Below are 14,551 nucleotides of genomic sequence, written 5' to 3'. Positions count from 1 at the left end.
ACAACTTCCCGGCACGGGCGGGTATTTGGCATGATCACGATCTCGTACGCGACGGAGGGAGCCGCCCGTGGAAGGGAACCGGGAGCTGCTGCGCACCGAGGGCATCCGGAAGGCCTTCCCCGGCGTGCTCGCCCTGGACGGTGTGGACTTCCAGCTGTGCGCGGGCGAAGTCCACGTGCTGCTCGGCGAGAACGGCGCGGGCAAGAGCACTCTGATCAAGGTGCTGTCCGGCACGTACCGGGCGGACGCGGGGCAGGTGCTGCGCGAGGGGCGGCCCGTACGGGTGCACGACACGTCGGAGGCGGAACGGCTCGGCATCGCCACCATCCACCAGGAGTTCACGCTGGTGCCGCAGCTGAGCGTCGCCGAGAACATCTTCCTCGGGCGGCAGCCGCGCCGGTTCGGCCTGCTGGACCGCAAGCGGATGGAAGCGGACGCCGCCGTACTGCTGGAGCGGGTCGGTGTCGGCGTACCGCCGCACACGCGGGTTAGTGAACTGGGCATCGCCGGGCGGCAGATGGTGGAGATCGCCAAGGCGCTCAGCCTGCACGCCGACGTGCTCATCATGGACGAACCGACAGCCGCTTTGACGGCGGGCGAGGTGGACAGACTGTTCGCGCTCGTGCGCGGACTGCGGGACGAGGGCGTCGGCATCGTGTTCATCACGCACCATCTGGAGGAGATCCCCGCCCTCGGTGACCGGGTGACTGTTCTGCGGGACGGCCGGAGTGTGGGACAGGTGCCGGCGGGCACGCCGCGCGACGAACTGGTCCGCCTGATGGTGGGGCGCAGCATCGAGCAGCAGTACCCGCGGGCGACGGGGCACGTACAGGAAGCGGCCGGCGGTGACGGGGGGCCGCTGCTGCGCGTGTCCGGGCTGGGCCGTGCCGGCAGCTTCAGCGGCATCGGCTTCGAGGTGCGGGCCGGCGAAGTGGTGGGCCTGGCGGGGCTGGTGGGCTCGGGCCGTACGGAGGTCGCACGGGCCGTGTTCGGCGCCGACCGGTACGACACGGGCACCGTCGAGGTCCTCGGCAAGCGGCTGCCCCGCGGCGATGTGAACGCGGCCATGGCGGCCGGCATCGGCCTCGTACCGGAGGACCGCAAGGGGCAGGGGCTGCTGCCCGACGCGTCCGTACAGGACAACCTGGGGCTGGTCACACTGCGCGCCGCCACCCGCGCCGGACTGGTCGACCTGCGCGGGCAGCGGCAGGCCGCCGCGGGCGTCGCCGAACGGCTCGCCATCCGGATGTCCGGGCCCGGTCAGCATGTCCGCACGCTGTCCGGCGGCAACCAGCAGAAGGTCGTCATCGGCAAATGGCTGCTCGCGCGCAGCAGGGTGCTGATCCTCGACGAGCCGACCCGCGGCATCGACGTGGGCGCGAAGGTCGAGATCTACGAACTGGTCAACGAGCTGACGGCGTCCGGGCACGCGGTCCTGATGGTCTCCAGCGACCTCCCCGAGGTGCTGGGCATGAGCGACCGCGTGCTGGTCATGGCGCAGGGCCGGCTCGCCGGCGAACTCACCGCGCAGGAGGCCACCCAGGACGCCGTGATGGAACTCGCCGTCGGCACGGCGGCACCGGGCACCACGGAGGGGAAGAGCACGCATGGCGACTGACACACAGCGGACTCCGGACACCGGCACGAAGGGCCGGCCGCACCGGCTGCCGCCGGTGGCACGCCGGGTGCTGCTCGACAACGGCGCGCTGAGCGCGCTCGTCGTCCTGGCCGCCGCGCTGGCGCTGCTGTCGCCGGACTTCCTCGGCACCCAGAATCTGCTGAACGTCGGTGTGCAGGCGGCGGTCACGGCGATCCTCGCCTTCGGCGTCACGTTCGTCATCGTCAGCGGGGGCATCGATCTGTCGGTCGGTTCGGTCGCCGCCTTCTCCGCGATCATGCTGGGCTGGACCGCGACCGGACAGCAGCTCCCCGTGTGGCTCGCGGTGCTGGTCTCGCTGGCCACCGGCACAGCCTGCGGACTGCTGAACGGTGCGCTCATCGCGTACGGGAAGCTGCCCCCGTTCATCGCGACGCTGGCCATGCTGTCGGCCGCACGCGGCCTCGCGCTGGTCGTGTCACAGGGCAGTCCGATCCTGCTGCCGGACTCCATCGGCGACTTGGGCGGCACGCTGGGCGGCTGGCTGCCGGTGCCCGTCCTCGTACTGGCCGGCATGGGCCTGATCGCGGCGCTGGTGCTGGCGCGTACGTACAGCGGCCGGGCGATGTACGCGATCGGCGGGAACGAGGAGGCCGCGCGGCTGTCCGGCATCCGGGTGCGCCACCAGAAGCTGGTCGTGTACGGGCTGTCCGGGCTGTTCGCCGCCGTGGCCGGCATCGTGCTGGCCTCCCGGCTGGCCTCCGCCCAGCCGCAGGCGGCCGCGGGCTACGAACTGGACGCCATCGCCGCCGTGGTGATCGGCGGGGCGAGCCTGTCGGGCGGTGTCGGCAAGGCGTCCGGCACGCTCATCGGCGCCCTCATCCTCGCTGTTCTGCGCAACGGTCTCAATCTGCTTGCCGTGTCCACTTTTTGGCAGCAAGTGGTCATCGGTTGCGTCATTGCCCTCGCTGTACTGATCGATACACTGCGTCGCCGGGCATGAGCATGATCTACGCACTGCCTGACGCACCACGGGACAAGCACGTCGTTCCGCTCCCCTGCCACCGACTGCAAGGACTGCAGCAGCATGAGCAAGAGCAAGAGACAGCGCACTTCCGTGTCCACCGCCCTCTTCGCCTCCGCCGTCGCCCTGGCCCTCACCGCGACCGCGTGCGGCTCGGCGGAGAAGACGGCCGGAGGCGGTGAGGGGAAGCCGGTGAAACTCGGGCTGGCTCTCTCCACCCTCAACAACCCCTTCTTCGTCGAGATGAAGAAGGGGGCGGAGACGGAAGCCAAGGCGCAGGGCGCCCAGGTCACCGTGCAGGACGCGCAGGACGACGCATCCCAGCAGACCAACCAGGTGCAGAACTTCCTCTCGCAGAACGTGAAGGGCGTCATCGTCAACCCGGTGGACTCCGACGCCGCGGTGCCCGCCGTGAAGGCGTCGGAGCGCGCCGGGGTACCGGTCGTCGCCGTCGACCGGAGCGTGTCCGGCGGGAAGGTGGCGACCACGGTCGCCTCCGACAATGTGGGCGGCGGGCAGATGGCGGCCAAGCAGACCGCCAAGGCACTCGGCGGACAGGGCACGATCCTGGTGCTGCGCGGCACGCCGGGCACCTCGGCCTCGCAGGAGCGCGGCAAGGGCTTCACCGAGGGCCTGAAGAAGTACCCCGGCATCAAGGTCGCCGCACGGCAGTCCGCCAACTTCGACCGGGCCAAGGCCCTCGACGTCACCACCAACGTGCTCCAGGCCCACCCGGACGTACAGGCCGTGTTCGCGGAGAACGACGAGATGGCGCTGGGCGCCGCGAAGGCGCTGGGCAGCAGGGCGGGCCAGTCGGTCCGGGTGATCGGCTTCGACGGCACACCCGAGGCGCTGAAGGCCGTCAAGAAGGGCACGCTGAACAGCACCATCGCCCAACAGCCCGCCGAGCTCGGCAAGATGGCCGTACGCAACGCGGTGCGCGTCACCCAGGACGGCAAGATCGAGGAGACCATCAAGGTGCCGGTCAAGGTGGTGACCAAGAAGAACGCGGGGGACTTCTCCTGACGGAGCCCACGCGGCAGTCGGACGTGGCGGTGGGGGCCGCGGACAGTTCGAAGGGCCCGGTGTCGGTGTCGCACCGGGCCCCTCGCGTTCCCCCCGTCGCCTCCCCTGAACGTCCCCCCAGGAAGTCCGACGCCATGTATGACTCGCGACCCCCCGGAAGGGTTGTACGGCGTCCGCGGAAATTTCCGGCGGGCCCTCAAGGACCCATATGGGCCCTTACGGGCGTCAGTCGAGCGCGTGCCGTACGTACCGGGCTGCCGTGTCGGCCAGGACGCGGACGCCGTCCTGTGCCCACAACTCCTCGTTGAAGATCTCCACTTCGACCGGCCCGTCGTAGCCGGTGGCGTCGACCGCCTGCCGGAAGCCGCGCAGATCGACGGACCCGTCTCCCAGCTGTCCGCGTCCCAGCAGCACCCCTTCGGGGAGCGGCGTGATCCAGTCGGCCAGCTGGAAGGCGGCGATCCTGCCACCCTCGCCCGCCCGGACGATCTGTGCCGGCACCCGGTCGTCCCACCACAGGTGGTACGTGTCCACGGTGACGCCCACCTGGTCGGCGGGGAACCGTTCGGCCAGGTCGAGCGCCTGGCCGAGGGTGGAGACGACACAGCGGTCGGAGGCGTACATGGGGTGCAGCGGCTCGATGGCGAGCCGCACCCCCAGCTGACCGGCGTACGGGGCGAGTTCGGCGAGCGCGTCGGCGACACGTTCGCGCGCGCCGGGCAGGTCCTTGCTGCCTTCCGGCAGTCCACCCGACACCAGGATGAGCGTTGTGGTGCCCAGGGCCGCGGCCTCCTCCAGTGCGGCACGGTTGTCGTCGACGGCACGCCGGCGCTCCGCCGGGTCGAGCGCCGTGAAGAAGCCGCCCCGGCAGAGCGAGGTCACCGTGAGCCCGGCGTCCCGTACCAGCCGGGCGGTCTTCTCCAGGCCGTACTCCGCCACCGGTTCGCGCCACAGTCCGACACCGGGGACGCCCAGTTCCACTGCCGCGTCCGTGAGTTCGGGGAGCGACAACTGTTTGACGGTCTGCTGGTTGATGGAGAAGCGGGACAGGTCGCCGGTGGACGGCATGCTCATCGGGGCACTCCATGGATGTCGAGCAGCTGCCGCATGCGGTGCTGTGCGAGGGACGGATCGGGGAACAGGCCGAGCCCGTCGGCCAGTTCGTACGCGCGAGCCAGGTGGGGCAGCGACCGTGCGGACTGCATGCCGCCCACCATCGTGAAGTGCTCCTGATGGCCGGCCAGCCACGCGAGCAGCACGACACCGGTCTTGTAGTAGCGCGTCGGCGTCTGGAAGAGATGCCGGGAGAGCGGCACCGTCGGGTCGAGGACGGCCCGGAACGCGGTGGTGTCCCCGGTGTCCAGATCACGCACCGCCTGCGCGGCGAGCGGGGCGAGAGGGTCGAAGATGCCCAGCAGCGCGTGGCTGAAGCCGCGTTCGTCGCCGGCGATGAGCTCCGGGTAGTTGAAGTCGTCGCCCGTGTAGCAGCGCACACCGTCCGGCAGGCGGCGACGCAGTGCGACCTCCCGCTGTGCGTCCAGGAGCGACACTTTGACGCCGTCGACCTTGTCGGGGTGCCGGGCGATGATCCGCAGGAAGGTGTCGGTGGCCGCGTCCAGGTCGTCGCTGCCCCAGTAGCCCGCCAGCGCCGGGTCGAACATGGGGCCCAGCCAGTGCAGGACGACCGGTTCGGTGGCCTGGCGGAGCAGATGCCCGTACACGTCGGCGTAGTCCTCGGGCCCCCGCGCGCGGGCGGCCAGCGCCCGGGACGCCATCAGGATGGCCTGTACCCCGGTCTTCTCCACGAGGGCCAGCTGCTGTTCGTACGCGTCCCGTACGTCGGTCAGCGTGTGCTCCGACTGCGGGCCGGGCGCGGTCAGTTGGTCGGTGCCCACACCGCAGGCGATGCGCCCTCCGACGGCGCGCGCCTCCGCCGCCGAGCGCTCGATGAGCTCCGCTGCGCCCGCCCAGTCGAGCCCCATACCGCGCTGCGCGGTGTCCATGGCCTCCGCCACGCCGAGCCCGTGCGACCACAGGTGCCGCCGGAAGGCGAGCGTCGCGTCCCAGTCGACGGCCGCGGGCCCTTCGGGCGTCGTGTCCGCATACGGGTCGGCGACGACGTGCGCGGCGGCGAAGACCGTACGGGAGGCCGGCGGGGCCGCGAACGCACCGGCGGCGACGGCGGGTTCGGCCCGCGGCGTGTACGTGCGCAGCTGTCCTCCGGCGTCCGGCAGCCGGACCGTCTCCGGGCTCACAGCGACAGCTCCGGCACCTCGAAACGGCGGCCCTCGGCCGACGACTTCAGCCCCAGCTCAGCGAGCTGCACGCCGCGCGCGCCCGCCAGCAGGTCCCAGCTGTACGGCGTGTCCAGGGCGACATGCCGCAGGAACAGCTCCCACTGCGCCTTGAAGCCGTTGTCGAACTCGCCGTTGTCCGGCACCTCCTGCCACTGGTCGCGGAACGACTCGGTGGCGGGCAGATCCGGGTTCCACACGGGCTTGGGCGTGGCGGACCTGTGCTGCACCCGGCAGCGCCGCAGACCGGCGACAGCGGAGCCCTCCGTGCCGTCGACCTGGAACTCGACCAGCTCGTCCCTGTTGACGCGCACCGCCCAGGAGGAGTTGATCTGTGCGACGGCCCCGCTCTCCAGCTCGAAGATGCCGTACGCGGAGTCGTCGGCGGTCGCCGGGTACGGAGCGCCCTGCTCGTCCCACCGCCGCGGGATGTCCGTGGCGGCGTGCGCCTGTACGGTGCGCACCCGGCCGAACAGGTTGTGCAGGACGTACTCCCAGTGCGGGAACATGTCGACGACGATGCCGCCGCCGTCCTCCGACCGGTAGTTCCAGGACGGGCGCTGCGCCTCCTGCCAGTCGCCCTCGAACACCCAGTAGCCGAACTCGCCCCGTACGGACAGGATCCGCCCGAAGAAGCCGCCGTCGATGAGCCGCTTCAGCTTCAGCAGGCCCGGCAGGAACAGCTTGTCCTGCACGACGCCGTGCTTGATGCCCGCGTCCCTCGCCAGCCGTGCGAGCTCCAGAGCGCCGTCGAGCCCCGTGGCGGTCGGTTTCTCCGTGTAGATGTGCTTGCCGGCGGCGACGGCCTTCCTGAGGGCCTCCTCGCGTGCCGAGGTGACCTGCGCGTCGAAGTACACGTCGACCGAGGGGTCGGCGAGCACGGCATCCAGGTCGGTGCTCCATTCGTCCAGACCGTGCTGCTCCGCAAGGGACTTGAGCGCGTGGTCGCGCCGGCCGACGAGCACCGGCTCGGGCCACAGCACCTCACCGCCGCCCAGGTCGAGTCCGCCCTGTTCGCGGAGCGCCAGGATCGACCGTACGAGGTGCTGGCGGTACCCCATCCGGCCGGTCACGCCGTTCATGGCGATCCGCACTGTCCTGCGTGTCACTGGCTTTTCTCCTTCGCCGTTGATCCCCGGAACCCGATGTCTCCCCGGTACCCCGATAGCAAGCGCTTTCTCCCCGGTGCGCCGAACCGGCCGTTCCGCCGCCCGCGAGGGCGGCTTCAGGTCTGTGCTGCCCGGCCCCGCAGCAGGTGCAGGGTGCCGGTGAACGGCGTGCGTCCCGTGAGGAGCACGCGCGGCCCGTCGGGCGTGAGGCTGCCGTTCATCCAGCTGTACCGCTCCCCCGCGTCCACCACGGGCGGCTGTCCGCGGCCCGCCCCGGTGCCGGGGCCGAACTCGATGCGGTCGCCGCCCGCGGTGCATGTGCCCCACCCGTCGGCCAGTTGGTACGTGTCCTTCTGGCCGTCGACCGGCCGCAGCCCGTCGCCGGAGAGCCGGCCGCCGCGCTTGAAGCACAGTTCGACCGCGAACGGCACGGCGGCTCCGGTCAGCGTGAAGCCGATCTCGTACCCCCGGGCGACTGTGCGCACGAGCACTTCGGTGCGCAGTGAGCGCCATTCCTTGGGCCGGTGCGGGAAGTCCATGGAGGACCAGAACCGGCCCTCGTCGGTGAGCGCGTACGCCCCGTCCGGCCGTCTGTGCTGCGGAGGGAGCGGCTGGTGGAAGGCGGCCCGCACCTCTCCCGTCAGCCGCCAGGCGCCCTCTCCCGCGGGCTCCAGGTCCGCGGCGCGGAAATGGCCCGTGGAGAAGAACTGCGGGGCGAGGCGCAGTGATTCGAGCACCGCCTCCCCGTCCCGCATCCTGAAGAACGTGGGGTTGGCCGACAGTCCGGACGCGATGGCGTGCTTGCCGGGCACGTCGGTGCCGCCGAAGACGGTCGCACTGTGCGCGCCGCGGCGGATGCGTACGAGGCCCGTACCGCGGTCGTGGTGCGTGAACGTGCCGGGCGGTGCGCCGGCGGGCGGGAGCTCTCCGCCCAGCTCCGGGTGGTCCAGCACCTCCGCGAGCCGGTCTCCCAGCGGCGTCTCGCCGAACTTCTGGCCGCTGCCCCGCTGTTGCAGCAGCCGCGCCACGGCGGCGAACCGTTCGTCACCGTCGCGCAGTGCGAGCTCGCGGTACTGCAGCCAGTACTCCGGCAGTTCCTTGCGCTCCGTCTGGTCCTGGCGCCGTGAGTGCACGGTCTCCACCGTGCCGTCCGGTTCGATGAGGTACAGCGTGGCGGCGAGATTGCGGCGCACGTGCGCGTACAAGTCGGACCGGCCGTACAGCCGCGCGACGGTGAGCAGGGAGGGATTGGTGACGACGGCGGCGTACGTGGCACTGCGCTCGCTGTACTCGCCGCCCTCCAACTGGTCCACGCCCTCGGCCAGCCAGGCGTCGATCCGGCGGGCGCACCGCGCGTCGGGCCACAGGCTGTGGATGCGGGCGAGCGCCGCGCACACCTTCCAGCGGTGGTTCGGCGTGTGCACGCCGCCGTGCGCGAGACCGGGCACAGCTTTGCGCAGCACCCTGCGGAGCGCCGCGCGGACGCCCGCGGTCGCCGAGTGGCCGTCCTGGTCGAGGATCCGGTACGCGAGTGCCAGGTCGACCAGGGAGAAGGCGCTGTCCGGCGGGGAGTGCACGGCGCCCTGGTCCCACAGTCCGTCGGGGTGCTGTGTCTCCTCCAGGGCGGCGGCCAGTTCCCGCAGCGGTCCGTGCAGCGCCGCGTCGTGGTGATACCGCGAACCGTCGTGCACATGGAGGGAGCTGAGAGTACGCAGGGACCGTGCCGGTGCGCGGGCCATTCCCAGCGCGCGCAGATCGGCGATCTCCTCTTGATAGCCGTCCCGGATCTCGTCGGCCCGCTCGTCGGCCGCCTTGGTCAGCAGTGCCATGAACTCGGCGTCCTGTCCGCCCTTTTGCGCGGCGGGCGCGGCTGGCGCGGCGGCGGCCGCCGGTGCTCCGGCGGTCATGCCGGCTGCCGTCGTGGCCGCGGCAGTGGCCAGGAAGCCCCTCCTGGGAAGACCCCGGTCAGAGGTCGCCGTCCGGTCCCTCATGCGCCCCGCCCCTCACGCAGTTCGACCGCCGTCAGGGCCGCGGCCAGGGGCCCCGGCACCAGGAAGAGGAGCGGCGGCATGGTCCAGGCGCAGACGGCAGCCGTCATGAGCGCGAGCAGCACGAGTCCGGAGCCGGGAAGGTCGCGGGCCGTACGGGCTGAGCTCTCCCGCAGGGCGCCCCGCCAGTCGCGCACCGACCGGGGCCGGGCACACGCGCGCAGGCCGATGACTCCCGCGGTGGCCCCGGTGGCCGTGAGGAACCACGCGAACGGGACGGCGCCGGGCAGCCCCGCGGAGGCCAGGCCCGCATCGGCGGCGAGAAGGGCGCACAGCGCGAGCAGCACTCCGCCCGCCGCCAGGTCGCCCCGTCGCAGACGTGCGCGCAGGGCGGTGAAGTAGCGGCCGGCGGTGCGGGGTTCGTCGTACAGCCGGCCGCGCCGCAGCAGTTCGCAGGCCGTCGACAGGGCGGCCGGAACGGTGACCACGGGGACGCATGCCGCCGCGGTGGCGAGGCCGAGTGCCAGCACGTCGGCGAAGAGCTCGAAGCGGGGTCCGAACAGTTCGCCGCGTTCACGGACGGGTGCCGCTGTCATCGGTTCACCCCTTCACACCGGAGTTGGCCATGCCTTCGACCAGCAGCCGCTGGAAGGCGAGGAAGAACAGCACGATGGGCAGCAGTGCGAGCACCGACATGGCGAACATCGGCCCGTACGCGGACTGGCTGGAGGTGTCCACGAAGGTGCGCAGGGCCAGCGTCAGCGTGTACTTCTCCGGCTCGAACAGATAGATCAGCTGCGTGAAGAAGTCGTTCCACGTCCAGATGAAGGTGAAGATCGCGGTGGTCACCAGCGCGGGCCGGGTGAGCGGCAGGATGACGCTGGCGAACGTGCGGAAGGGTCCGCAGCCGTCGATCTTCGCGGCCTCCTCCAGTTCGCGCGGCAGTCCGCGCATGAACTGCACGATGAGGAACACGAAGAACGCGTCCGTGGCGAGGAACTTGGGCAGCACCATCGGCCAGAAGGTGTTCACCATGCCCAGCTGGTTGAAGACGATGTACTGCGGGATGAGCACGGCGTGGTGCGGCAGCATGATCGTGGCGATCATGAAGGCGAACAGCGGGCCGCGCATCCGGAAGCGCAGCCGCGCGAAGGCGTACGCGGCGAGCGAGCAGCTGAGGACGTTGCCCAGAACGGCTCCGACCGAGATGGTCAGCGAGTTGCCGAACAGCTGGAGCAGGCCGACCCCTTCGATGCCCTCGGCCGCCGTGCCGTAGTTCTCGGCCGCGAGCCGGGAGGGCAGCAGGGCGAGGCTGGAGAGCACTTCGTCGGCGGGCTTGAAAGACGTGGCGACGAGCCAGGCCAGCGGGTAGAGCATCACCAGCAGTACGGCGAGACAGCCGGCGTGCAGGGCGACGCGTGTCCAGTCGACAGGTTTGCCGTTCCGGCCGCCGCGGACCCTTTTGCCGGGGCCTCCCGTGCCGCCCGTCGTGTCGCTGTGCGGGCGCGGGGTGGTCGTGGTGGCGGTCATCAGCGGCCCTCCTCGTTCGCGTAGAAGACCCAGGAGCGGGAGGTGCGGAAGAGCACCGCGGTGACGATGCCGATGGCGAGCAGCAGCATCCACGCCATCGCGGAGGCGTAGCCCATGTGCGAGGCGGTGAAGCCGCGGTCGTAGAGGTACAGCGTGTAGAAGAGCGTGGAGTCGGCGGGCCCGCCGCGGCCGCCGCTGACGGCGAACGCGGGCGTGAACACCTGGAACGCCTGGATGGTCTGCAGCACCAGGTTGAAGAAGACGACGGGCGACAGCATGGGCAGCGTGATGGAGGCGAACTGCCGCCACCTGCTCGCCCCGTCGACGGCCGCGGCCTCGTACAGCTCCTGCGGTATCTGCTGGAGTCCCGCCAGGAAGATGACCATCGGGGCGCCGAACTGCCACACGGTCAGCAGGGCGACGCTCAGCAGCGCCCAGCCGGGCTGGTTGACCCAGCCGCCGATGTGCAGACCGAGACCGCCGAGCACACTGTCGACGGTCCCGCCGTCGTTGAAAATGGCCCGCCATACGAGCGCGATGCTCATCGACGCACCGAGCAGCGACGGCGCGTAGAAGGCCGAACGGTAGAAGGACTTGCCCCGCTTCATGGACTTCAGCGCGACCGCGACGGCCAGTGCGAAGCCCAGCTGGAGGGGCACGGCGACCAGCACGTACAGCAGGGTGTTCCCCACCGACCGCAGGAGTCGCGGGTCCTCGGTGAACATCTGCGTGTAGTTGCGCAGTCCGATCCAGCGCGGCGGGTCGAAGAGGTTGTAGTCCGTGAAGGACAGATAGAGCGAGACAGCCATCGGCAGCAGGGTGAGCACGGTGGCGCCCAGCACCCAGGGCGAGAGGAACACCCAGGCGGCGCCCTCCCGTTCACGCCGCGGCCGGCGTCCGGGACGCTTGCCGCCCTGTGCCCCGGTCCGCTGCCCGGGCACGTCCGTGCCCCGGTGGCGGGTCTCCGTCGTGGTCGCGGTGCTCATCAGGGCCTCAGCTCCGCACGTGCCTCGGTCAGATAGTCCTCGGCGACCTGACGGGGCGTCGCCTTGCGGAAGGACACGTGGTCGTAGTCGCGCTGGAAGACGGACTGCAGGGCGTTGTCGCCGCGCGGCGGCGCTGCGGGCGGGTCGTTCAGCTTGCCGAGGAGGCTCTGCTGGAGTCCGGCGACCCGCTTCTGGAAGCCGGTGAGCTCGGGGAGTATGCGGGCGCTCTGTGTGCTGTTGACGGGCAGTCCGCGGTCGACGCCGAGAATGCGTGTCCCCTCACGGGAGTTCAGCAGGAAGTCGATCAGCTGCGCGGACTCGCGGGGGTGTGCGCTGTTCGCCGAGATGCCGGCCAGCATGGAGGGCTTGAAGTACTGCCCCGGTGTGCCGTCCTTGCCGGACGGCATGGGGGCCAGTGCCAGGTCGCCGCCGTACATCGCCTCGTAACCCGCGGACGGCGCGTCCCAGTTGAACTCGCCGGACGTCTGCTTGCGTCCCATCGGCGCGTTCTCCACCGAACCGTCCATCTGCGTGGTCGCCTTGGCGGGGCTGACGAGCCCCTCCTTGCGGAGCTTCGTGACGTACGTCCAGTAGCGCGTCAGGTCCGCGGCGCTGAAGGCCGCCTGCCCGTTCTTGTCGTACAGCTTCTTGCCCTGGCCGCGCAGCCAGACCTCGAACCAGTCCTCCGTGCTGCCGGGGTCGGTGACCCCCGGCTTCCCGGTCTTCTCCTTCAGCTTGCGCAGCGCCGACTCCCAGTCGTCCCACGTCCATCCGGGCCGCGGCGGGGCGATGCCGGCCTCGCGCCAGGCCTTCCTGTCGTAGGCGAGCACCTGTGTGCCGGTGCCCATGGGAAGCGCGTACTGCGTGCCGTTCACCTGCCCTGCCTTGAGCAGACTGTCCGGCATCCGGTCCGTGGGGACCGTCTTGCTCTCCTTGCCGATGTCGCGCAGCACGCCCGAGCCGGCGTACTGGCTGATCTGCCGGTAGTCGAGCTGCATCACGTCCGGGGCGTCGCCGCCTGCCGCCTGGGTGGCGAGCTTCTGTTTGTACGACTCGTACGGCGCGTAGGAGGTCTGGACGTCGATGTGCGGGTGGGCGCGTTCGAAGGCGGCCACGGCCTTGTCGGTGAGCGCCGCGCGGTCGGCGTTGCCCCACCAGGTGAAGCGCAGCGTGACCTTGCCGCCGTCCGCTGCCGCGCCGCCACCGCAGCCGGTGAGCACGGCACAGAGCGTCAGCGCCGCCGCAGCGGCACAGGACGCCCTTGTCCTGGTTCCGAGCATGCTGGGGGCCTTTCGGTCTCTCGGTGGGTCACTCGCCGTAGTACGGGAGCGTGGTGCCGGGCAGTTCGTACTCCTCGCGCCGGCCGCACATGCCGTATCCGCCGTGCCGGGTGGGGCCCGCGGAGTGGGCGCGCGCCTGCGCGAGGTGGGACGGGTCGCCGCCGGCGAGCGCCTCCAGCTGCCGTCCCGTGCGTTCGGCGGCGGCCAGCGCGCCCTCGCGCCAACGCTCCTGCCAGGCGGCCACCTTGGGCCCGACGATCCGTGCCGCGGCACGGTGGAAGGCGTGCAGGGGCTCCGTGTCGCCGCCGCGGACCGCGTCGCGCAGCCGCAGATAGCCCTCGACGGCGAGGTCGCGGCGCTTGCGCACGGCCGCTTCGGCCTCGGGCCCTTCCTTCGCCGGCAGGGCTGCCGCCGCCGCGTACGTCTCCGGGTCGGCGAGCACGTCCGGCGGGAACGTGAAGACCGCGTCGCCCGCTTCGGGCAGCCCGCTGTTCTGCATCAGCACGGTCACGCGCAGCGCGCCCCCGTCGACCATCCTGTGCACGGTTCCGGGGCTGAACCAGGCGAGCGCGCCGGGTTCCAGAGGTGTCTCCAGGTAGCCGTCCTGCGGACTGAGCGTCTGGACGGCGCCCCGCCCGCCGGTCACGACGTACGCCTCCGTGCAGGCGAGATGGATGTGCGGGCTGCCGCCGCACACGCCGTCGGCGGCCTCCCATGTGTACGCGCTGATGTGCGACAGTCCGATGCCGCCCGGCAGCGGTGCGTCCAGTGCCGTCATACGGATCTCCTCACCAGGCCAGCGACTTGAGGTGCTGCTCGATGCCGGGCACGTCCCACTCGCCGTCGGCGACCAGCACGCGGTAGCGGTACTGGAAGGACTCGCCGGGCGGCAGCTCGAACTCCTCGAAGAAGGCCCACGAGAAAGCCACCGAGGGGATGGGCTCGGACCGTACGAACCAGTGCGAGGCGTGCCGCGCGTTCTCGTTCTCCGGCGCGTGCTGGAACGCGAGCGTCGAGTGCGCGTCCACGTCGTCGTGTTCGGCGGTGAGCGCGACCCAGGGGCACTCCGCGGCCGGTGTGCCCATCGCCTCCTGGTCGGTGCTCGGGCCCGCCGCGGTCAGCACCCGGCCGCCGGTGAAGTCGCGCGGGCCGCGCCACTGGAGCCCTGTGTAGCCGGCCTGTTCGCGGCCCGCGGTCGTGGGCGAGCCGAAGTGCAGTGCTTCTCCGCGGACGTTGGTCAGCGTGATGCTCCAGTCGACGGCGTACGAGGAGCTCTCCGCGTCCACCGAGTGCACCGCGACCGTGCGCTGTTCGCGGGCCCATTCGGTGCCGCCGTTCTCCACCCAGGTGAGCCGTTCGGTGAAGTCCAGCCTGTCGTCCGACACGTCGAAGGAGTCGAAACCGTCGTGCCGCATGGAGCCGACCCGCTCGTGGAGCGGAAGGTAACCCTCCCCGTGGACATAGGAGTTGCCGCCCCAGAAGTTCTGCCCGGACAGATGGCTCGCGGTCATCTGCAGGCCCTTGTGCCAGCGGTGGTCGCTGGGCCGGTATCCGCTGACAGTCCGGCCGCCGAGCGTGCGCAGCGGATGGACGTACGGCTTGCGGGCCTCGAAGGCCACCGGGTCGGGCGCGTACACGTACGACAGCAGCTCGGTGCCGCCCGCGCTGACGGTGACACGTTCGCCGTGGGTGTGGGTGACGGTGACCGGCATCTGTG

General features: G+C 71.1%; 13 protein-coding genes. 3 read left to right on the top strand and 10 right to left on the bottom strand.

The window, feature by feature from the left end; translation table 11 throughout:
- The first annotated feature begins 67 nt into the window (after nt 1–67).
- The 3 genes from AC3AGO_RS22240 to AC3AGO_RS22230 all read left to right on the top strand — a co-directional run bounded on the left by AC3AGO_RS22240 (nt 68) and on the right by AC3AGO_RS22230 (nt 3,647).
- Complete coding sequence (locus AC3AGO_RS22240) at nt 68–1,618, top strand: sugar ABC transporter ATP-binding protein (protein WP_487821980.1); 1,551 nt, start codon at nt 68–70, stop codon at nt 1,616–1,618.
- Nucleotides 1,608–2,600, top strand: coding sequence for an ABC transporter permease (locus AC3AGO_RS22235; protein WP_487821979.1), 993 nt, complete (start codon nt 1,608–1,610; stop codon nt 2,598–2,600). The genes AC3AGO_RS22240 and AC3AGO_RS22235 overlap by 11 nt, the downstream gene beginning before the upstream one ends.
- Before the next feature lie 84 nt (nt 2,601–2,684).
- On the top strand, nt 2,685–3,647 hold the full coding sequence (locus tag AC3AGO_RS22230; RefSeq protein ID WP_487821978.1) for a substrate-binding domain-containing protein: 963 nt from the start codon (nt 2,685–2,687) through the stop codon (nt 3,645–3,647).
- Nucleotides 3,648–3,872: 225 nt separating this feature from the next.
- Here the strand turns inward: AC3AGO_RS22230 and AC3AGO_RS22225 are convergent, their stop codons facing one another.
- The 10 genes from AC3AGO_RS22225 to AC3AGO_RS22180 all read right to left on the bottom strand — a co-directional run bounded on the left by AC3AGO_RS22225 (nt 3,873) and on the right by AC3AGO_RS22180 (nt 14,546).
- Nucleotides 3,873–4,721, bottom strand: a complete 849-nt coding sequence (locus tag AC3AGO_RS22225) for a sugar phosphate isomerase/epimerase family protein (RefSeq protein WP_487821977.1) — start codon at nt 4,719–4,721, stop codon at nt 3,873–3,875.
- Nucleotides 4,718–5,902, bottom strand: a complete 1,185-nt coding sequence (locus AC3AGO_RS22220) for a dihydrodipicolinate synthase family protein (protein WP_487821976.1) — start codon at nt 5,900–5,902, stop codon at nt 4,718–4,720. Before AC3AGO_RS22220 ends, AC3AGO_RS22225 begins: the two co-directional genes overlap by 4 nt.
- Entirely contained in the window at nt 5,899–7,050 is a 1,152-nt protein-coding gene (locus tag AC3AGO_RS22215; RefSeq protein ID WP_487821975.1) for a Gfo/Idh/MocA family protein, read from the bottom strand. Before AC3AGO_RS22215 ends, AC3AGO_RS22220 begins: the two co-directional genes overlap by 4 nt.
- A 116-nt stretch (nt 7,051–7,166) precedes the next feature.
- The gene (locus tag AC3AGO_RS22210; protein ID WP_487821974.1) at nt 7,167–8,957 is read right to left on the bottom strand and encodes a hypothetical protein; all 1,791 of its coding nucleotides are present in this window, start codon (nt 8,955–8,957) and stop codon (nt 7,167–7,169) included.
- Between the two features lie 80 nt (nt 8,958–9,037).
- Nucleotides 9,038–9,634, bottom strand: coding sequence for a hypothetical protein (locus AC3AGO_RS22205; protein ID WP_487821973.1), 597 nt, complete (start codon nt 9,632–9,634; stop codon nt 9,038–9,040).
- 4 nt (nt 9,635–9,638) lie between these two features.
- On the bottom strand, nt 9,639–10,568 hold the full coding sequence (locus AC3AGO_RS22200) for a carbohydrate ABC transporter permease (protein WP_487821972.1): 930 nt from the start codon (nt 10,566–10,568) through the stop codon (nt 9,639–9,641).
- Entirely contained in the window at nt 10,568–11,554 is a 987-nt protein-coding gene (locus tag AC3AGO_RS22195) for a carbohydrate ABC transporter permease (RefSeq protein WP_487821971.1), read from the bottom strand. Before AC3AGO_RS22195 ends, AC3AGO_RS22200 begins: the two co-directional genes overlap by 1 nt.
- Nucleotides 11,554–12,834, bottom strand: coding sequence for an ABC transporter substrate-binding protein (locus tag AC3AGO_RS22190; protein WP_487821970.1), 1,281 nt, complete (start codon nt 12,832–12,834; stop codon nt 11,554–11,556). The genes AC3AGO_RS22195 and AC3AGO_RS22190 overlap by 1 nt, the downstream gene beginning before the upstream one ends.
- A gap of 28 nt (nt 12,835–12,862) precedes the next feature.
- Nucleotides 12,863–13,612 (bottom strand): cupin domain-containing protein, encoded by a 750-nt coding sequence (locus tag AC3AGO_RS22185; protein ID WP_487821969.1) that lies wholly within the window; start codon nt 13,610–13,612, stop codon nt 12,863–12,865.
- Nucleotides 13,613–13,622: 10 nt separating this feature from the next.
- Nucleotides 13,623–14,546, bottom strand: a complete 924-nt coding sequence (locus AC3AGO_RS22180; RefSeq protein WP_487824762.1) for a DUF6807 domain-containing protein — start codon at nt 14,544–14,546, stop codon at nt 13,623–13,625.
- Nucleotides 14,547–14,551: the final 5 nt, after the last annotated feature.

The organism is Streptomyces sp. BL1 (genome assembly GCF_057628045.1).
Note: the sequence above shows the minus strand (reverse complement) of the source record. Positions and strands in the feature narration are given on the sequence as shown.